16 protein-coding genes are annotated in these 20,126 nt (G+C 31.5%); 4 read left to right on the top strand and 12 right to left on the bottom strand.

The window, feature by feature from the left end:
* Positions 1-7: 7 nt before the first annotated feature.
* The 4 genes from IEW75_RS07540 to IEW75_RS07555 form a co-directional block, all read right to left on the bottom strand.
* Positions 8-724 (bottom strand): tRNA1(Val) (adenine(37)-N6)-methyltransferase, encoded by a 717-nt coding sequence (locus tag IEW75_RS07540; protein ID WP_134248715.1) that lies wholly within the window; start codon positions 722-724, stop codon positions 8-10.
* A gap of 67 nt (positions 725-791) precedes the next feature.
* A complete protein-coding gene (locus IEW75_RS07545) occupies positions 792-2,297 on the bottom strand; it encodes a glutamine synthetase family protein (RefSeq protein WP_134248714.1) in 1,506 nt (501 codons plus the stop codon).
* A gap of 113 nt (positions 2,298-2,410) precedes the next feature.
* Positions 2,411-2,698 carry a hypothetical protein gene (locus tag IEW75_RS07550; protein WP_134248713.1) on the bottom strand — a complete coding sequence of 96 codons (288 nt, stop codon included), beginning with the start codon at positions 2,696-2,698 and terminating at the stop codon, positions 2,411-2,413.
* Positions 2,699-2,800: 102 nt separating this feature from the next.
* On the bottom strand, positions 2,801-3,712 hold the full coding sequence (locus IEW75_RS07555; protein WP_134248712.1) for a LysR family transcriptional regulator: 912 nt from the start codon (positions 3,710-3,712) through the stop codon (positions 2,801-2,803).
* Positions 3,713-3,780: 68 nt separating this feature from the next.
* Here IEW75_RS07555 and hutH point away from each other — a divergent pair, with 68 nt between their 5' ends.
* From hutH to hutI, 3 genes are read left to right on the top strand one after another with little or no spacing between them, the layout of a single operon-like run.
* The gene (gene hutH, locus IEW75_RS07560) at positions 3,781-5,328 is read left to right on the top strand and encodes a histidine ammonia-lyase (RefSeq protein ID WP_134248711.1); all 1,548 of its coding nucleotides are present in this window, start codon (positions 3,781-3,783) and stop codon (positions 5,326-5,328) included.
* Between the two features lie 9 nt (positions 5,329-5,337).
* On the top strand, positions 5,338-7,353 hold the full coding sequence (gene hutU / locus IEW75_RS07565; protein ID WP_134248710.1) for a urocanate hydratase: 2,016 nt from the start codon (positions 5,338-5,340) through the stop codon (positions 7,351-7,353).
* Positions 7,353-8,594 carry an imidazolonepropionase gene (gene hutI, locus IEW75_RS07570; protein ID WP_134248709.1) on the top strand — a complete coding sequence of 414 codons (1,242 nt, stop codon included), beginning with the start codon at positions 7,353-7,355 and terminating at the stop codon, positions 8,592-8,594. Before hutU ends, hutI begins: the two co-directional genes overlap by 1 nt.
* A 9-nt stretch (positions 8,595-8,603) precedes the next feature.
* Here the strand turns inward: hutI and IEW75_RS07575 are convergent, their stop codons facing one another.
* The 6 genes from IEW75_RS07575 to IEW75_RS07600 form a co-directional block, all read right to left on the bottom strand.
* On the bottom strand, positions 8,604-9,092 hold the full coding sequence (locus IEW75_RS07575) for a YdcF family protein (RefSeq protein ID WP_134248708.1): 489 nt from the start codon (positions 9,090-9,092) through the stop codon (positions 8,604-8,606).
* A gap of 135 nt (positions 9,093-9,227) precedes the next feature.
* Positions 9,228-10,610 carry a phosphoglucosamine mutase gene (glmM, locus tag IEW75_RS07580; protein ID WP_134248707.1) on the bottom strand — a complete coding sequence of 461 codons (1,383 nt, stop codon included), beginning with the start codon at positions 10,608-10,610 and terminating at the stop codon, positions 9,228-9,230.
* Positions 10,611-10,627: 17 nt separating this feature from the next.
* Positions 10,628-12,556 (bottom strand): glucosamine-6-phosphate deaminase, encoded by a 1,929-nt coding sequence (gene nagB / locus IEW75_RS07585; protein WP_134248706.1) that lies wholly within the window; start codon positions 12,554-12,556, stop codon positions 10,628-10,630.
* 7 nt (positions 12,557-12,563) lie between these two features.
* On the bottom strand, positions 12,564-13,886 hold the full coding sequence (locus IEW75_RS07590) for a sugar MFS transporter (RefSeq protein ID WP_134248705.1): 1,323 nt from the start codon (positions 13,884-13,886) through the stop codon (positions 12,564-12,566).
* A 31-nt stretch (positions 13,887-13,917) separates the two neighbouring features.
* Positions 13,918-14,985, bottom strand: coding sequence for a phosphotransferase enzyme family protein (locus IEW75_RS07595; protein ID WP_134248704.1), 1,068 nt, complete (start codon positions 14,983-14,985; stop codon positions 13,918-13,920).
* A gap of 1 nt (position 14,986) precedes the next feature.
* Complete coding sequence (locus IEW75_RS07600; protein WP_204744220.1) at positions 14,987-15,901, bottom strand: sugar phosphate nucleotidyltransferase; 915 nt, start codon at positions 15,899-15,901, stop codon at positions 14,987-14,989.
* 179 nt (positions 15,902-16,080) lie between these two features.
* Between IEW75_RS07600 and IEW75_RS07605 the strand changes: the two genes are divergently transcribed.
* Positions 16,081-17,124, top strand: a complete 1,044-nt coding sequence (locus IEW75_RS07605; protein WP_134248703.1) for a substrate-binding domain-containing protein — start codon at positions 16,081-16,083, stop codon at positions 17,122-17,124.
* 214 nt (positions 17,125-17,338) lie between these two features.
* Here the strand turns inward: IEW75_RS07605 and IEW75_RS07610 are convergent, their stop codons facing one another.
* On the bottom strand, positions 17,339-18,697 hold the full coding sequence (locus IEW75_RS07610; protein WP_158283802.1) for a DUF3472 domain-containing protein: 1,359 nt from the start codon (positions 18,695-18,697) through the stop codon (positions 17,339-17,341).
* 83 nt (positions 18,698-18,780) lie between these two features.
* The gene (locus IEW75_RS07615; protein ID WP_134248701.1) at positions 18,781-20,109 is read right to left on the bottom strand and encodes a hypothetical protein; all 1,329 of its coding nucleotides are present in this window, start codon (positions 20,107-20,109) and stop codon (positions 18,781-18,783) included.
* Positions 20,110-20,126 lie beyond the last annotated feature (17 nt).

Raw genomic sequence — 20,126 nt, forward strand, 5'->3', positions numbered from 1 at the left:
ATGTAGACTACATTTTTAGATAAAAATCTTTTACTAAATTTTTATATGCAGTTGTATAATTGTGACGTTCAATTTCAATAATTAACATAGTTTCTTCAATTTTATTTTCTTTAAAAGAAAATTGTAACAAACTGCGTTTTATTTCTGAAGTTTCAATTCCTTTCACATTTGTAATTCTATTTGGAAATAACCTAAATTCAGCTGCAATTTCAATAAAATTAGAGGCCTCTGTATAAGGAATAATAAAAGCGCAACTACCATTTTCTGATAACAGTTTAGAAACTCCTTGCAACAAATCTCTATATGTTAACGTTTCTGTATGCCTAGCCATAGCCCTATTTTCTTCAAGATTTTTGTAGGTTGATGTATAAAACGGTGGATTGGATACTATTAGATCGTATGTATCTTCTATTTCCTCTGCAAATTCTTGTAGGGATGCATGGTAACAAAATAGTCTGTCTCCCCAGTCACTCTCTTCAAAATTAGCGACTGTTTGCTCGTAAGCTTCGTTATTTAATTCTACAGCATCAATTAATTCGGCACTACTTTTTTGTGCCAACATTAAAGCTATTAAACCAGTTCCAGCACCAATATCTAGAATACTAAAAGGATTTGATCCTAATGACACCCAAGCTCCTAACAAAACACCATCTGTTCCAACTTTCATAGCTGTTTTATCTTGTTGAATTGTAAATTGTTTAAATTGAAATGGTTTGTTAGACATAGTTCAAATTGAAAAAATATTAATAAAACTCCATTTGTTGGTGCAATATTAAGCAATTTTAAATATGTTACATATGATGGATGTAATCATCTACTAATTTTTTAATTTCAACATGATTATTAAATAATCGTTCGTTCATATTCTTATCGTCAAAACATTTTAATCGTTTCAAAAAACCATCAATTGTTCCTTCTGGGAAAACGCCATCTTTTTGATAGAATTTACGATCCTTTTCTAAACATTCTGCGGATTCATAACAAGAGTTAGGCAACTTTTTTAAGGCATTAAATATATCTTCATATTTTTCATCAAAAATATTGAAGTTTACATACAATTTGTTTGCTTTATCTAAAGCGTCTTCATCTAAAATTCCATCTCTTGCAGCTAAAATAACGCCTGCCATTAAATGATATAAATCTGCAGAACCATCAGGCGATCTAAGTTCAACCGTTTGCTTTCCTGGTATATATGGTACACTTCCTCTTTCTTGTGGATTTGCATCTTTAATCATATTTGTTTTTGCAATCCAACCAAGAGGAACTCTCACAAGTACAGATCGGTTACTATCTCCCCAACATACCATTGTTGGTGCTTCTTGGTGTGGCACCAATCTTAAATATGAAGTAGGAATAGTGTTCCCAAATGCAGTTAGCGATTGTGCGTGCGTTAAAACTCCAGCAATAAGTTTTTTAGCAATATCTGTTAAACCAACATCATCAGCAATATAATTTTTGTCGTCTTTTTCAAGCATCATATGAATATGAAGACCACTTCCTGCTTTTCCCACTGTAATTTTTGGAGCAAAACTAATAACAACATTGTGTTTTTTTCCAAGCATACGAAGTATCCATTTAGAAATAATGAGTTGTTCAACCGCTTCTTCTGGATCAACAGGAATAAATTCAATTTCATTTTGCTCGTACATATGAGTATCTGTGCTGAAATTTCCTACTTCAGAATGCCCATATTTAATTTTCCCTCCACATTGTGCAATAATTAATAAAGCTTCAGTTCTTAAATTTTCCCAATTTGTAAAAGGTGAAGCTTCATGATATCCTTTTTGATCTTCAGAAGGATATAAATCACTCTTTTCGCTAATCAAATAATACTCCAACTCACCCATTGCCTTAAAGTTGTAACCAGTGTCTTTAGTAAATTTTGCTGAAGCTTTCTTTAAAATATATTCCGGAGCACTTTCTAAAGGATACCCATCTTTTGTGTAGAAAGAACATAAAATATCTAGAGTTGGATGCTCGGTAAATGGATTGACAAATGCAGTTCTAAATCTAGGAATCACATATAAATCACTAAAACCGGCGTGAATGTATGAGAATAAACTTGAACCATCTACACGTTCTCCAGTTGATAAAATCGATTCTAAATAGTCTTTACTTGTAATTACAAAATTCAAGGTTTTTAATTTTCCATCTTCTCCAACATATCTAAAATTCAACATTTCTATATGATGGTCATCAATAAATTTTATTATGTCGTATTTTGTAAATTCATTTGCTGGCTTTTTAAGATGCTTAACCAGTTTATTTGGGTTCATTAATATCTCTAAATCTCTCATTTTAAAATCATTATTTTATTGAAAAAAAACAGTTTTTCCTTTTTTGAAAAACGCTAATAAATGTACGACTTTTTTAGATGAAAACACTATGATTATCTGATAGAAAGCTGTTTTTAATTACCCGTAAACGGTGTTCCAAAGATGCCAACTGCAAGTTCTGCCCAAAAAAGAAAAAGTAAGGTCAGTAGCGCTGTTATAATCGCAATTTTATAATTTAATTTCGATACTTTTCTAATAACAAAATCAACAACAAATCCTGTTCCTAGCAAAAATATTCCAGCAACTATAAAATCTAATAAACCCCAGTTGACTTCAATAGTAAATTGCATAGCTAATAGTGGAATAAGCAATATCCCAAAAGTAAATAGAATAATGATTAGATATCTTTTGTTTGGAGCCATAATAATTTGAAGTAAGTAGTAATTATGTATTTACAAAAGTACAAAATGTTTAAATGGAAACCCAGCTACATTAATATTCAATTTATAAATTAATGCTCTCTTTTATTTTAAAATATTATGATGTTTAGTAATATTTTCTAATATTTTCGGCAAAATAGGATTCCTGTTTTTCTTGCTCCAAATTGCAGATAAAATTGTGCGCTGAGGTATATTTTTCAACTCAATAAATTTTACATTTTTAGTATAACCAGTTTGTAATGCGGTTGGAACTATAGAAATACCAAAGTTATGCTCAACTAATTTATAAATGGAAGTTGAATGCACTGTTTTGTGTGAAATAATAGGTGAAAAATTATAATAATCAAAAATCTGCATTATTTTTTGATAATAATTAGGGCTATAAGAAGCATCAAACATTATAAATGGTTCGTTTCTTAATTGAGAAATATTTTTAAAATTAGATTCATTCAACCAATGATTATTGGGTAAAACTAACGAAAAAGTATCTTCCAATATTGGAATTATTTCTAAATCATTTGGCACACGTTCTAAACGAACAAAACCCAAATCAATTTCTTGAACTTGTAAATTTTCCACCTGTTTCTGGTTGTCCATTTCTTTTAAACTAAAATGAATGTTTGGGTAATTAGCGCGTATTTCAATTAATAATTCAGGAATAATATTTTGCATTGCCGAGCCCACATAACCAAAGTTTAAATTACCATCAATCCCATCATTTAAACGTTTGGTATTATTTAAAATAATTTCTAATTCTTTTAGCGAAACATTTAATTCTTTATAAAGATATGCTCCAGCTTTGGTAAGCACAACATTTCTATTATTTCTGTCGAAAAGCGTAACTCCCAACTCCACTTCCATTTGTTTAATCTGTCTGCTCAGTCCTGGTTGCGAAATAAATAAGCGTTCTGCGGCTTTTCTAAAATGTAATTCCTCTGCAACTGCTATAAAATAGTTGAGATGACGAAATTCTATTTGATTACCTTTGGTTATCATTAATAAACAATATTAGTATTGTTAAGCATCAAATATAATAGTAAATTTGTTAAAAACAAGGACATAGGATGTTTAAATATGGAATAGATACACTTTCAGTTGGTAAAGTTTTACAAATATTAAATGGTGAACTTGAAGGCCAAATTACGAGTGAAGCTGTGAATAAAATACAGGCTTGTCATGAAATTGTATTAAAAACGGCCAAAAACGACAAAGCTGTTTACGGTATTAATACAGGTTTTGGACCTTTATGCGATACTAGAATTTCAAAAGATAAAACTAGCGAACTACAACGTAAAATATTACTAAGCCATTCTGTAGGAGTGGGAAATCCAATAGATCAAGATTTAGCAAAATTGATGCTTATTTTAAAAGTTCAATCATTATCCCAAGGATTTTCAGGGATTTCAATGGAAGTTTTAAACCGAATTTTATGGCATATAAAAAATGACATAATTCCAATGGTTCCGGAACAAGGTTCTGTTGGTGCTTCTGGTGATTTATGTCCATTATCGCATTTATTTTTGCCATTAATTGGTGAGGGTAAAGTATATTATAACAATGAATTAGTTGAAACATCTGTAGTTTTGGAAAAATTTAATTTAGAGCCGATCGAATTACATCCAAAAGCAGGTTTAGCGTTGATAAATGGTACGCAGTTCATTTTGGCGCACGCAGTTATGGTAGTTGATAAAATGTATAAATGTTTATCACATGCCGATTTAATTGGAAGTTTAATGATTGAAGGTTTAATGGGTTCTCAAACTCCATTTTATAAAGAATTACACCAAACAAGACCTTATAAAGGAAATATTCATGTAGCTGCAAGAATGCGGACTTTTTTAAAGGATTCTGAAATAGGAAATTCTCATACAAATTGTGGAAAAGTTCAAGACCCATATTCAATGCGTTGTATTCCACAAGTACACGGAAGTTCCAGAAATGCTTGGTTACATTTAAAAGAAGTTGTTGAAACCGAAATGAATTCAGTAACTGATAATCCTGTTATAATTTCTGAAGATTTAATAATTAGCGGTGGCAGTTTTCACGGCCAGCCTTTAGCAATGCCTTTGGATTATGCTTGTTTGGCATCTGCGGAATTAGGGAGTATTTCCGATAGAAGAACATATTTATCTTTGGAAGGAAAATACGAAGGAACACCACGTTTATTATTAAATGATACTGGCTTAAATTCTGGTTTTATGATTCTGCAATACACCACAGCTGCGTTAGTTAGTGAAAATAAAGGTTTATGTTTTCCGGCAAGTGCTGATAGTATTCCAACTTCATTGGGTCAAGAAGACCACGTGAGTATGGGTTCAATTTCTGGAAGAAAAACATTGCGGGTTCTTAATAATTTAGAAAAAATATTAGCTATTGAGATGTTGTGCGCAGCACAAGCATTTGACTTTAGAAAGCCGTTACATTCCAGTAAAATATTAAATAAAGTTCATCAAGTAATTCGTTCAACAATTGAACATACTACTGAAGATAGAATTTTTGCTTTAGACATTGAAAAAGCAATTAAAATTCTAAAATCTAACAAATTATTGGCTATTACTTCAGAAAAAAGTAATTCATATAGCGAGTTTGATGCAGAATTTGAAACATATTAAGATATTATTATGATTAGTTCCACATATACCAATTTTCAAAAACAAATTTTACAAGGAATCCCCTCGGAATTACCTGTAAAAAAAGCATATCCAATAAATGGCAATCCAGCACCAAAACGAAAAGATATACTTTCGGTTGAAGAAAAACAATTAGCCATAAGAAATGCATTACGTTATTTTCCTGAAAAATGGCATTCCGAATTAGCTATTGAATTTGCTAAAGAATTAAAAACATTTGGTCGTATTTATATGCACCGTTTTAAACCAAATTACGAGTTGTTTGCACGACCTATTGAAGCATATCCTGCAAAATCTCAGCAAGCAGCAGGAATTATGTTAATGATTCAAAATAATTTAAATCCTGCAGTTGCTCAACATCCAGATGAACTGATAACTTATGGTGGAAATGGGGCTGTTTTTCAAAATTGGGCACAATATTTAGTTACAATGCAATATTTAGCTAGAATGACTGATGAACAAACATTGCACTTATATTCAGGACATCCAATGGGATTGTTCCCTTCTTCTAAAGAAGCTCCAAGAGTAGTTGTAACAAACGGAATGATGGTTCCAAATTACTCTAAACAAGATGATTGGGAGAAATTTAATGCGTTAGGAGTTACACAATATGGTCAAATGACAGCAGGTTCTTTTATGTATATTGGTCCGCAAGGAATTGTTCACGGAACAACAATTACTGTAATGAATGCTTTCAGAAAAATATTAAACTCAACTGAAAACCCAGCTGGAAAAATATTTTTAACTTCTGGATTAGGTGGTATGAGTGGCGCACAACCAAAAGCAGGAAATATTGCTGGTTGTATTACTGTTTGTGCCGAAGTAAATGCAAAAGCAGCTACAAAAAGACACGAACAAGGTTGGATAGATGTGTTGATTGATAATTTAGATGAATTGGTAATTCGTGTAAAGCAAGCACAAAAAAATAATGAAATTGTTTCAATAGCCTTTATAGGAAATATTGTGGATGTTTGGGAGTGTTTTGATACTGAAAATATTTATATCCATGTAGGTTCAGACCAAACTTCATTGCACAATCCTTGGTCAGGTGGTTATTATCCAGTTGGTTTAACTTTTGAAGAAAGTAACGATTTAATAAGAAATAATCCTGAAGCATTTAAGAACAAAGTTCAGGAATCATTGGTTCGTCAGACTAATTCTATCAACAATCACGCGGCAAAAGGCACTTACTTTTTCGATTATGGAAATGCTTTTTTATTGGAAGCCTCGCGAGCAGGTGCAGCTATTTTTGCAGAAAATAACATCGATTTTAAATATCCTTCTTATGTACAAGATATTTTAGGTCCTATGTGTTTTGACTATGGTTTTGGCCCCTTTAGATGGGTATGTACATCAGGAAAAAGTGAAGATTTAGATAAAACGGATGCAATTGCAATGAAAATATTAACTGAAATTATGGAAAATTCTCCAAAAGAAATTCAGTTGCAAATGCAAGACAATATTACGTGGATTAAAAATGCAAAGGCAAATAAATTAGTAGTTGGTTCACAAGCACGTATTTTATATGCTGATGCAGAAGGAAGAGTTAAAATTGCTGAAGCTTTTAACAAAGCTATTGCTAGTGGCGAAATTGGTGCTGTAGTTTTAGGCCGTGATCACCACGATGTTAGCGGGACAGATTCTCCCTACAGAGAAACCAGTAATATTTATGATGGAAGCAAATTTACCGCTGATATGGCAATTCATAATGTAATTGGAGACAGTTTTAGAGGTGCCACTTGGGTTTCTATTCACAATGGTGGCGGTGTTGGTTGGGGCGAAGTAATAAATGGCGGTTTCGGAATGTTATTAGATGGAACCAAAGAAGCGGATAGACGATTAAAAAGCATGTTGTTTTATGATGTAAATAACGGAATTGCACGCAGAAGTTGGGCCAGAAATGATGAAGCTTTGTTTGCTATTAAACGTGAAATGGAACGAAGACCAGATTTAAAAGTAACTTTACCTAATATTGTTGAAGATTCTATTTTAAAAAACCTTTTTTAATGCGCACTTTATTTAAAAACATAAAAGAACTAATTCAAGTTAGAGAGCAACCTGTTTCATTTTTAGCAGGAGCTGAAATGAAATTATTACCAACTATTAAAAATGCTTTTTTATTGGTTGAAAACGGTATTATTGCTGATTTTGGAAAAATGGAGAAATGTCCAACTATTTTAGTTGATGAAATTATTGATACTACAGGAAAAATGATGTTACCATCTTGGTGCGATTCGCATACACATATTGTATATGCAGGAAATCGTGAAGGTGAATTTGTAGATAGAATTAATGGACTGTCTTATGAAGAAATTGCAACTAATGGTGGTGGAATTTTAAATTCAGCAAAAAAATTACAGGAAACTTCAGAAGAAGATTTATACCAACAGAGCAAAATTCGCTTAGAAGAAGTAATACAATTAGGTACCGGTGCAATTGAGATTAAATCGGGTTACGGTTTAACAGTTGAAGCCGAATTAAAAATGTTGCGTATAATAAAACGCTTAAAAGAAAACTATTCAATACCCATAAAAGCTACTTTTTTAGGAGCACATGCACTTCCTTCAAAATATAAAAACAATAAACAAGCTTATTTACAACTATTGGTTGATGAAATACTTCCAGTAATTGCCAAAGAAAAGTTAGCTGATTATATAGATATTTTCTGTGAAACAGGATATTTTACAGTTGCAGATACTGAGTCCATTTTAAAAGCAGGAAAAAAATATGGACTTATTCCTAAAATTCATGTCAACCAATTTAATGCTATTGGAGGTGTACAAGCTGGTGTAAATTTTAATGCGTTATCCGTTGATCATTTAGAAGTAATGCGAAATGAAGATATCGAAGCCTTGAAAAACACTAATACAATGCCTGTAGCTTTGCCAAGTTGTTCTTATTTTTTAAGTATTCCATATACGCCTGCCCGAAAAATGCTAGACGCTGGATTACCATTAGCTTTAGCAACAGATTACAACCCAGGATCAACTCCTTCTGGAAATATGAATTTTGTAGTTTCAACAGCCTGTATTAAAATGAAAATGACTCCTGAAGAAGCTATAAATGCAGCTACAATTAATGGTGCTTACGCTATGGGATTGGAAAAAAAAGTCGGTTCAATTACTATCGGGAAACAGGCTAATTTAATACTTACAAAGCCTATTAATTCATATAGCTTTATTCCGTATTCTTTCGGAAATCATCAAATTGAAAAGATTTATTTAAAAGGTGAGTATTGGAAACGTTAAAAGCTTAATTCAATAATACAACCCATTTTTAACTATAGATTGTATTGCTTTTTTTTCGTGAACAACTAGTTGATTATAACTATCGATATCCATTGTGCTTTTTGCGGCAATAAATTGTTTTTTATAATCTTTAAGTATTTCATTAAAAATTAATGACACTCTTTCTAAATGAAAATCTGAGGTAATTATTGTTAAATTACAGTTTTCTACCGTTTTTAAAATCTCTTTCACTTTTACAGCATCATCAACAGTATTTTGAGACAATGCAAATTGTAAAAACACATCTTCTGGAATTCCTTTTTTTATTAAATATGTTTTTGCCAAAGAGGCGTGCGAATACTTTGAGATATTAAAATGTTTTCCCCAGCCTCCAGTACAAAGTATTAAATCTCCTTTCTTAAAATTTTGTTTACAACAATTTAAACGTTCTAAAGAAAGATCCCCTAATTCTCCAGTTGGAGAGTTAGGGGAACCTAAAACAATTAGTATATTTTTCATATTTAACTTAAATAACTTAATATCATATTTTATCTTATATTGTTAAAACTGCGTAGTCAGGTATCTATTTTGATACTTGGGTTTGGATTGTTGCTTTCGCAGAAATGACATTTAGTTTTAAATTAAAACAAACCGTTAAATTATTTCTTTAATCTCTTTAATAATACGAATTGCTAAATTATCAGCTCCTTGTTGCGAGGTACTTTCAGTATAAATTCTAATAATTGGTTCTGTATTAGATTTTCTCAAATGTACCCATTCCGAAGCAAAATTTATTTTCACACCATCTATAGTGCTAATATCTTCATTCTTATATTTTGAAGCCATTTGTTCTAAAATAGCATCCACATTTATTTCAGGAGTTAATTCTATTTTATTTTTACTCATAAAGTAGCTTGGATAGGACGCTCTTAACGCTTTACAAGATATTTTTAAACTTGCCAAATGCGATAAAAACAATGCAACACCAACTAAAGAATCTCTTCCATAATGTGATTCTGGATAAATAATTCCACCGTTTCCTTCACCTCCAATTACCGCTTTTGAAGCTTTCATTAATTCAACAACATTTACTTCTCCTACTGCACTTGCTTGGTAATTACCACCATGTTTCTCGGTAATATCTCTCAAGGCTCTTGATGAAGATAAATTAGAAACTGTATTTCCCTTTGTTTTTCCTAACACATAATCTGCACAAGCAACCAAGGTATATTCTTCACCAAACATAGAGCCGTCTTCGCAAACCAACGCCAACCTATCAACATCTGGATCTACCACAATTCCTAAATCGGCTTTTTCTTTAACAACCAATTCTGAAATAGCCGTTAAATGCTCTTTTAGAGGTTCAGGATTGTGCGGAAATTGTCCGTTTGGTGTGCAATACAATTCTATACATTCAACACCAAGTTCTTTTAACAAGGCTGGAATAGCGATTCCTCCTGTTGAATTTACTGCATCTACAACTACTTTAAAATTTGCATTTTTAATAGCTTCAATAGCAACTAAAGGTAAGTTTAAAACTTCAGCAATATGTTTTTCAATATACTGTTGATTTTTTTTATAACGACCTAGATCATCAACTTCAGCAAATAAATACGCATCATTTTCAGCAATATTTAATACTTTTTCCCCTTCTGCTGCATTTAAAAATTCACCTTTTTCATTTAGTAATTTAAGGGCATTCCATTGCTTTGGATTATGACTAGCAGTAATTATAATTCCACCATCTGCATTTTCTAAAGGCACAGCAATTTCAACGGTTGGTGTAGTTGATAAACCAACATCAACAACATCAATTCCCAATCCAACCAAGGTATTACAAACCAAGCTACTTACCATTTTACCAGAAATTCTGGCATCTCTTCCTACTACTACTTTTAGCCTGTTTTTTTCTAAATTATTTTTAAGCCACATTCCATAAGCGGCAGCAAATTTCACAGCATCTATTGGAGTTAAATTATTATTTACCTCACCACCAATAGTACCTCGAATTCCTGAAATTGATTTTATTAATGCCATTTTAATTTAATTTTTATTTAGTATCTCCAACGAACGAATGCTTCCATGGCAGCATATCTTGCCATACCTAGTTCATCATATAAATCGGCTGTTTCTTTGTTTCTATCTTCTGCACGTTGCCAAAACTCTCTTGCATCTACCCCTTGAAATACAACACCATCTTTTTGAGATTGGTGTTTAAAAATACCATGTCTTTTTTCTAAAACCTGATCTGGGCTCATAGGCACAGCCATTTCAATTTCATCAATTCCCCATTCTTGCCATGCACCTCTATATAACCAAACCCAACAATCTTTCATAAACTTCTTAGGTTTCAGATTTTTTACAGCTGCAAATATTGCATCTAAACAAACCTTATGAGTTCCGTGTGGATCTGCTAAATCTCCAGCAGCATAAATTTGATGAGGTTTTATTTTTTCAATAAGATCCATGGTTAAATTAATATCTACTTCACCCAATGGATTTTTCTCAATTGTTCCGGTTTCATAAAAAGGCAATTCCATAAAATGAATTTGACTATCTGGCAAACCAACATAATGTGCAGTTGCTCTTGCTTCTCCTTTTCTAATAAGACCTTTTATATATCTAACCTCAGGAATATCTATTTCGCTATTTTTTTTATTTTTCAAAAATTTAACAGCTTTTTTATAAATATTTTCGGCATCTAAACTTTTAATTTCAAACTTATCGTTATAATCACAGACAAAACTTGCATATCTTAACGCTTCACTATCGGTTACTGCAATATTCCCTGAGGTTTGATAAGCAACATGCACTTCGTGCCCTTGTTGTTGTAATCTAATAAAAGTTCCCCCCATACTAATAATATCATCATCGGGGTGTGGACTAAAAATTAATACTCTTTTGCTAGCTGGCTCTGCTCTCTCTGGTCTTTTAGCATCATCAGAATTTGGTTTTCCACCTGGCCAACCAGTAATCGTATTTTGCAGATCGTTAAATATTTTAATATTGATATCATAAGCTGGACCTAAATCGGCCAATAAATCACTCAACCCATTTTCAATATAATCTGTATCGGTTAACATTAATATTGGTTTTGAAACTTTTTGAGCCAATGCCAATACCGCTTTACGTATAATTTTATCTGTCCAAACAATCTTTTCAACCAACCAAGGCGTATTTACCCTCGTTAATTTTGAAGAAGCTTCTTTATCTAAAATAAAGGTTGCATTGTTATGTTCTTGTAAAAATGAAGCTGGTACACGGTTTGTTACTTGCCCTTCTACAGCTTCTCTAATTATATTTGATTTACCTTCACCCCAAGCAAATAAAATTACTCGTTTTGCCTCCATAATCTTTTTAACACCCAATGTAATTGCTGTTCTAGGAGTATTGCTTAAACCTAAGAAATCGTTACTTGCAGCAACTCTTGTTATATGATCAAGTGCTACTAAACGTGTTTTGGAATTTTGTAAAGATCCTGATTCATTAAAACCGATATGACCATTTCCTCCAATTCCTAAAATTTGTAAATCAAGACCTCCATACGCTTCTATTTTAGCCTCATAACCAGCACAATATTCAGCTATTTCATCTTTTGACAAAGTACCATCTGGTATATTGTAATTTTCAGGAAGAATATCTACATGATTAAATAGTTGTTCTTTCATAAAACGAACATAACTATTTATAGAGTCTGGCTCCATTGGGTAGTATTCATCTAAATTAAAAGTGATTACATTTTTAAAACTCAATCCTTCTTCTTTATGCAATCTTACCAATTCAGCATACAAACCTTTTGGTGAAGAACCTGTTGCTAAACCTAAAATACAAGGTTGTTTTTGAGCTTGTTTAACTCTAATTAAATCTGCAATCTCAAGGGCAACTGCTTTTGATGCAACTGTAGAATTATTAAAAATTTTGGTTTCAATATTTTCAAATCTCTTTTCAAAATCTGTCGACGTATCAATATTACTTTTTAACATTTCTTTATTATTTATTTTGATTTTTTTTCATTCCTAATTTATGCCCAGATAAGGCAAAATACAATATTATGGCATAGCAAGGGATTAATATCCAATAACTACTTGTTGCTGAAGTTGCCAGTGCTTCTGCCTCATTTATTCCATTCGCAACTAATTCATGTTTACCAGCATCTACCAATCTACCATATAATGGAGGTATAATTGCCCCTCCAGAAATTGCCATAATTAATAAAGCCGATGCTGTTTTGGTGAATTTCCCTAAACCTTCTAATGTTAAAGGCCAAACTGCTGGCCAAACTAATGCATTTGCAATTCCTAATGCCGCTACAAATAAAACAGAAGTAAAACCTGTAGTCATTAAGATACAAACACTAAATATTATACCTAAAGTAGCACTAATTTTTAAGGCTGTTCCTTGTTTTACATATTTTGGTATTAAAAATACACCTAACGCATAGGTTGCAACCATTGCCATTAGGGTATAAGTTGTAAAGAATTTAGCTTCTTCTCCTGTAAATCCAAGTGAAATTCCATAAGCAATAATAGTATCTCCTGCTATTACTTCTGCACCAACATAAACAAACAACGTAAGTACTCCTAACCAAAGGTGAGGGAATTGAAATATGCTTGTTTTTGTTACTTCTCCTTCTTTTTCATCTTCAATTGGCGAAGCTTCTACATGTGGTAGTGGTGCTTTTCTAATTAAAATACCTAGCACAAATAATACTATTGCCATAACTAAATAAGGCATAAAAACACTGTCTGCCATGGTATCTAATAATTGTCCTTTTTCTTCAACTGAAACTGAACCTAATTTATCTTTTACTTCATCAATTCCAGATAATAATATGGCCCCAAATATTAAAGATCCTAGAGCTCCTGCTGTTTTATTAGCAATTCCCATTATTGCAATTCGTTTTGCACCGCTTTCAATAGGCCCTAAAATGGTAATATACGGATTTGAAGCTGTTTGTAAAATTGTCATTCCTACTCCTTGAATAAAAATACCTGTTAAAAACACCCAATAGGTTCTTGCTTCAGCAGCTGGAATAAATACCAATGCTCCAATTGCCATAATGAATAATCCTAAAGACATTCCTTTTCTATATCCAATTTTATTTAAAATATAAGACGCTGGTAAAGCCATAACAACAAATGAAATGTAGGAGGCTGAGGCTACAAAATAAGATTGAGCATCGGTTAATTCGTTAATAGTTTTCATAAATGGAATTAAGGCTCCATTAATCCATGTAACAAATCCGAAAATAAAAAATAGTCCAGCAATAATAATTATTGGGACTAGGGTACTGTTCTTGCTTGCTTGTGTCATATTAGTTAATTTTTATATTTTTAATTATATTTTATAAAACATTCATTTTTTCGGACATGCTTTCTATCAGTTTAAATTGATTTTTTGCTCTATCTAAATTATGCTCTGGATATTTAGTTTTATAATAAGTATCTCCATTTAAAAAGTCTGTTAAAAACCGAAGCGCCATTATAAAAATCATTGTTTTTGCTCCAAGTGGTAAATATTTCAATTCTATTGGAGAAAGAGCCGATTCTACTTTTTCTAAAAATCCTTTAGTATAAGCATTGTAATATTCTAAATTGAAATTTACTTTATTTAAATCTGTTTCATCTTCAGCAGCCGAATTACAAATAGTTCTAATAGCATCTCCAAAATCATAATGTACAACTCCCGGCATAACAGTATCGGTGTCAATTACACAAAGCCCTTTATTATTGGTATCAAATAACACATTTGATATTTTAGTATCGTTATGTGTAACTCTTAATTTTATCTCACCAGATTCTTTTAAACGTTGAATTATATGCATCTCGTCTTTTAAACTCCAAACAAGGTCTATATACTTTTTTGCTTGTTCAAGTCTTTCTTCTGAAGCTACTTTTAGAGCATCTTCAAATTGAGAAAAACGGAAAGACATGTCGTGAAACTTTGGAATTACCTCAATTAATTTCTTCGCATCAAAATCACTTGTTAAATTTAAGAAATCTCCAATTAATTTTCCTCCTTCATAAGCAACTTCTTTATTGCTAACAGTTTCAAATGTAATACTATTATCAATAAATACCATTAAGTTCCAATAATTCCCTTCAATATCTATATAATAAAAGTTTCCGTTAGTGGATTCTATAAATGACAATACTTTTCTAAATATTTCGTTTTTTGGTAAGTGTGAGAACTTACTTTGCAAATGCTTACTAACATTTACTTTGTTTGAAATAAGACCAGGAACATCTTTAAAAACTCCGTGATTAATTCTCTGAAGAACATAATTAGTTCCATCAGTTCCTTTAACTAGATAGGTATCATTAATATGACCAGATGCTAATTCTGAATAGGATAAAAATTCTGAATTATGATTAAATTTATTAAATGATTCTAATAATTGTTGTTCTTTCATGTTACCAAAGTTTAGATGGGTAGCTATTTATTTTTTGTAAATGTTCAATTTCTTTTTGAACTATTTCTTTATCTTCTTTATAGGTAACTCCAAACCATTTTGCATCTGATTTTAAGACTTCAACGGTTGCTTTTCCAGATTTTAAAATTTCATTTACAATTAATGGGATAAAAAATTCTGCCTTTAAGTTTCCTTTATTTTCTTCTAGGAAATCTTCAAAAAGTAGTGTTCCAAATTCGAAACATTTTGGAGTAAATCCCCAAAAATTCATTGAAACTATAGTTTCTCCATCTATAGGAACAAAAACACCATTTTCATCTTTTCTAATAAGGTGTCCGTTCACTTTTTCTATGTGAACTCTTTCAGTTACATCTGTTAAAAATCCTTCTTTATTAACCTGGCATTCACCTCTTGAAACAAAACCATGTTCCGAAACAGTATTTTTCAACAAATATCCCATCATATTAAAACGATACGAATTTGGATCTATTTTAGATAACTCTTCAGCCATTATTTCAAAGGCTTCCTTTCCATAAAAATCGTCGGCATTTATAATTGCAAAATTCTCCTTTACAACATCTTTAACCATTAAAAGAGCATGCCCTGTTCCCCAAGGTTTGGTTCTTTCTGGGTTTTGAAATTTTTCAGGAACATCTTCAATTTCTTGAAAAACGTAGGCAACTTCAGCTTTCCCTTCTAATTTTTCATCAAAAACAGCTTTAAATTCTTTTTCAAAACTTTTTCTTATTATAAACACAAATTTACCAAAACCAGCTTGCAAGGCATCGTAAATTGAAAAATCAATTATTGTTGCTCCTTCTGAAGTAAACGTGTCTAATTGTTTTAGCCCTCCATAACGGCTTCCCATCCCCGCGGCTAAGACCACCAAAGTTGGCTTTATATTGCTATTTTTCAATGTGTTATGTTTTTTAACAATTAAATTAATTTAATCCGATTTTATTAAAATATTGTGCTAATTTATAAATGAATTTTGAGATATCAAAGAAAAAACAATTAAATGTGCTCGAACACACGTAATTTATGTTATCGAGCACATTTTTAATTTCATATAATAAAGTTTTCTATATTTGTAAGATGAAAAAATATACGATTAAAGATATTGCTCAACTCGCAGGTGTTTCAAAAGGAACTGTTGATAGAGTTTTACATAAGCGTGGAAAAGTTTCTGAAATCGCGTTAGAAAAGGTTACTAAAATTCTTAATGAAATTGAATATAAACCAAATCCAATTGCCAAGAATTTAAAAATTAATAAAATTTATAAACTGGCTGTTATTTTACCCGACGCTCAGAAAGATTCTTATTGGGAACCTTGTTCGGGTGCCATAAAAGAAGTTGAAAATGAGTTTCAACACTTTGGTATTGAAATTAATAAGTTTGTTTTTGACGCATCAGAAACAAGTTCCTTTTTAGAAACTTCTTTAAATGTTATTACCACCAAACCTGATGCTATTTTAATGGTACCATTATTCCAAAAAGAAGCTAAGGAGATTGTTACAAAATGTAATATTAACAACATTAAAGTATCTGTTTTCAATAATTATATTGATTCAAATTATTCTAATAATTTTATTGGACAAGATTTATATCAAAGTGGAAGAGTTGCTGCAAAACTTATGGATATGGTACTAAAAAAAGGAACTATTGGAATTGTACATATTGATGAAGACTACCAAAACGCAACGCACTTACAAGAAAAAGAGAAAGGATTTAGGAGCTATTTTAACTCTTTAAATACTTTAGATTATGACATAACTACTATTCATTTAAATTATAAAAAATCAGAGAGTTTTAACAATTCACTTCTTTCTTTTTTAGACAAAAACCCAAACATAAATGGTATTTTTGTAACTATCTCAAAGTCGTATGTTGTTGTTGAAGCCTTAAAAGAAAGAGCATCAGATATTGCAATAGTTGGTTATGATTTAGTGAAAAAAAATATTGATTATTTAAAACAGGGAGAAATTGATTTCTTAATTCATCAAAAACCAAAACAACAAGTTTACATGGGTTTAAGCTATTTAGCAGAATATTTTTTATTTGATAAAGAAATTCCATCCCAACTATTATTACCTTTAGATATAGTTACTTCCGAAAATGTTGATGGTTATCTAATGTAAGTTCTAAAAAAAGAGTCTGATTAAAAAAGGTGAAAAAGTTATTATTCCTAGTTGATTAATTGTTTTTTTTCAATCTCGAAATAATAAAAAACAAACACAAAGAAGCCCTTATAAAATATATAAAATAATTATAAAGGCCTCTAAAGCTAACTAACTTAAATACAAATTTCATTTATATGAAATTATACAACCCACTATGAATTAAGCGCTTACATTAATAACGTTGAGCTGTTTTATTTGGTAAAGAAGGAGTTTCTAATTCCAAAAAATCTATTTTAGGCGGTATTCCTTTAGAAGTCCTAAAGAACTTAGTTTTAGGAGTTTCACTATCACTAAAAAAACCACAATTCCTTAGATAAAAACTATTTTCTTTAACACCACCGTCGTAGTCAAAACGAACACCACTTGCTCCAGTATTATCAGTTGTAAAAATGGCTGAAGTCATTTCAATCCAATTATTATCAGTATCATATATCCACTGATTTGAATAATTAACTTTTCTACTAACCGCTCCAGCTGAAGTTGCAAAATTTTCTAAAAACGAATGTAATCGTGTTAAATGTTTCCCTGTTGGAAATGGTCTTCTAAAACTAGCTATTAACTTCCAATCACCAATTTCAGGAGCATAAAAATATGCCGTATAATCTATAGAATTATCTGCTTTTGATTCTCCTTTTAGCAAAAATTTATAGGTTATATTTGGTTTCCAATCATACACAAAATAACTTTGTGCACCAGAACCTTCATTTCCAAACTCACCCACGTGTACCCCCTCTCCATTTCCAAGAGGCAACACACTATATTCTCTAGGGATTTGATTTGGATCTTGAGTATCGTAAGCACTCCAAACCGAAAATAAAATGCGTCTCTCTTTTTCAGAGTTAACTTGCATTCCGAAATATCCAGAAGAGAATCCGTTTGCCATAAAATATGAGCCAACTGGGTCATTTCCTTCCGGAACAGTTAACTCATTATAAAACCATGTAATATTTTTATTTGCAGGTTCTTCGTAATTTAAATGTACCGAAGGACCTCTTCGTCCCCAATAGGACCAATCTGGTTTTACATAACTTATTTTCGAACTCCAAGAATCATCTAACATAATTTCTGCTATTTCTCCAAAGGTTGTTCCTTTCTTTGAAACTCCTTCAAACTCAATATAATTATACCCTAATGTGTCAATCTCAAACGATCCAAGAGCGTGTTTTGTAATATTTTCTGTTTCCTTAAAATCAATATTTTTAGTAGTATTCCCTACAGTAATTTTAAGTTTTGTATCCGCAGAAAACTTTCCATTTATACTAATTTCAATTTTTCCTGTAGCAGTTGTATAAAAATAGCTTCTAATTTTATTGTTAGCATCTGTCCAGTTTTTTATACCTTCTTTGCTTACTATTCTATCTGTGGCTTTTGGATTATTTACAACCCAACTATTTGCTGCTGTACTTATTGAAATATTGGTTTTAGAAATTGTGTTATTTTCAAATTGCTCTATAGTTTCCTTACTGTTTTTACATGCAATATTAGATAGCAATAACAAACTTAGAATTAGGTATAAAAAATAATTTTTCATTTTAAAAATATATTCATTTAATGTTTTCATATATCATAACTTGATTATTAACATTCGTTTATAAACAATTATAATTATAACTCTTACTTAAAAGGAACTTTTACAATTACAGTGTCTCCCTTACCGTCTGTGTCTGTAATACTTTGGATAGTCCATAAATCTGTAAAATTATCACCATCTACAACACTTCCACTATAATCTCCCCAAGAAACTCCATCTGTAAAACCCTTTCCTTCTCCCAGACTTACAATTTTTCTAACTGTTCCTTTAGGATCATTTGCTTTTCTAAATGCCAACCTGGGACTAATAAACATATTTTCACTGGTTTCTTGAAAACCTACAAGCACATCGTTATTTTTGTTTACCGCTAAAGTTGTTTGAATATAACTAGAGTTTTCACTACTAATTAATCCAGTTTGAACAATTGTTCCATCAGTTTTTACTTGATGCCATTGTACCGCAGCACGACCTTGATAATTAATGGCTTGAGAAAACCAAATATCACCATTTTGAAATACTAAATTTTTTGGATTTCTATCTCCCGAAGATGTTTTTTGATCTGTACCTTTTTGAGGTGATTGTGGTGGCCAGCCAAAATGTTTTAATCCGTGTGGGGTTTTACTAACAGTTTCACTAACTGGAGAGCCATCACTGCTAGTTATTACGCGTCTTATAATAAAATCTGTTTTTGTAATTTCAAAAAAGTATAAATCATCAATAGCATCTTGCATAGCAATTGGATGTCCTAAACTTCCAGGGAAGTGATATACAGTTACTGGTTTACCCGCTATTGCATCTTCCATTTTCATAACAAATGTGCGGTCTTTTCCTCCAGGAAAAGAATAACCAATCCATTTTTTACTATAGCCAATTCCTCCGCCATCAACACCTTTTCGTGCAGGCACAGGATAGGTATTCCAAGCACCCGTTGGATCACTTGTTTCTGAAATTGAAATATTTACAGGTTTTTTCTTTTCTTTATCCCAAGGATTCCACAAATCAAAACCAAAGACTTTGTTATGTGCATTAAAAAATAATTTGGGATCTATTCCATTATTAAAACAGTTTTGTGAAACTCCCTGAATAAAATTTCCTTTTTTATCATAAATAATTAAACCGTTATTTGTACCGTGCAATACATAACCTCCACCAACTGCAATTTGCGGATCTACTTGTCGGTTTCCATCCATAGAACCATCAAAAGCCAAATAGCCAGATTCCTTTCTAATATTCCCTCCTTGCTTTCGTTCTTTACATTCCGTTCCATTATTGGTAGTAAATAAGGTTTTTCTAATTGGGGTTACCACCTCTGTTCGAGATGGTTTTACAATAGTATTTATAGTTGATTGGGCGTTTACTGAAGTGAACCCCACACCAATAAATATAAAAGCTGCTATTACGTGTTTTTTCATTTTTGGTTGGTTATTTG

It is taken from the genome of Lutibacter litoralis (assembly GCF_014646675.1).
GTDB lineage: Bacteria > Bacteroidota > Bacteroidia > Flavobacteriales > Flavobacteriaceae > Lutibacter > Lutibacter litoralis.

Bases quoted from the DNA above. Each gene is read 5' to 3' on its own strand.
- IEW75_RS07540 (WP_134248715.1), bottom strand. From the start codon at position 724: ATGTCTAACAAACCATTTCAATTTAAACAATTTACAATTCAACAAGAT.
- IEW75_RS07545 (WP_134248714.1), bottom strand. From the start codon at position 2,297: ATGAGAGATTTAGAGATATTAATGAACCCAAATAAACTGGTTAAGCAT.
- IEW75_RS07550 (WP_134248713.1), bottom strand. From the start codon at position 2,698: ATGGCTCCAAACAAAAGATATCTAATCATTATTCTATTTACTTTTGGG.
- IEW75_RS07555 (WP_134248712.1), bottom strand. From the start codon at position 3,712: ATGATAACCAAAGGTAATCAAATAGAATTTCGTCATCTCAACTATTTT.
- hutH (WP_134248711.1), top strand. From the start codon at position 3,781: ATGTTTAAATATGGAATAGATACACTTTCAGTTGGTAAAGTTTTACAA.
- hutU (WP_134248710.1), top strand. From the start codon at position 5,338: ATGATTAGTTCCACATATACCAATTTTCAAAAACAAATTTTACAAGGA.
- hutI (WP_134248709.1), top strand. From the start codon at position 7,353: ATGCGCACTTTATTTAAAAACATAAAAGAACTAATTCAAGTTAGAGAG.
- IEW75_RS07575 (WP_134248708.1), bottom strand. From the start codon at position 9,092: ATGAAAAATATACTAATTGTTTTAGGTTCCCCTAACTCTCCAACTGGA.
- glmM (WP_134248707.1), bottom strand. From the start codon at position 10,610: ATGGCATTAATAAAATCAATTTCAGGAATTCGAGGTACTATTGGTGGT.
- nagB (WP_134248706.1), bottom strand. From the start codon at position 12,556: ATGTTAAAAAGTAATATTGATACGTCGACAGATTTTGAAAAGAGATTT.
- IEW75_RS07590 (WP_134248705.1), bottom strand. From the start codon at position 13,886: ATGACACAAGCAAGCAAGAACAGTACCCTAGTCCCAATAATTATTATT.
- IEW75_RS07595 (WP_134248704.1), bottom strand. From the start codon at position 14,985: ATGAAAGAACAACAATTATTAGAATCATTTAATAAATTTAATCATAAT.
- IEW75_RS07605 (WP_134248703.1), top strand. From the start codon at position 16,081: ATGAAAAAATATACGATTAAAGATATTGCTCAACTCGCAGGTGTTTCA.
- IEW75_RS07610 (WP_158283802.1), bottom strand. From the start codon at position 18,697: ATGAAAAATTATTTTTTATACCTAATTCTAAGTTTGTTATTGCTATCT.
- IEW75_RS07615 (WP_134248701.1), bottom strand. From the start codon at position 20,109: ATGAAAAAACACGTAATAGCAGCTTTTATATTTATTGGTGTGGGGTTC.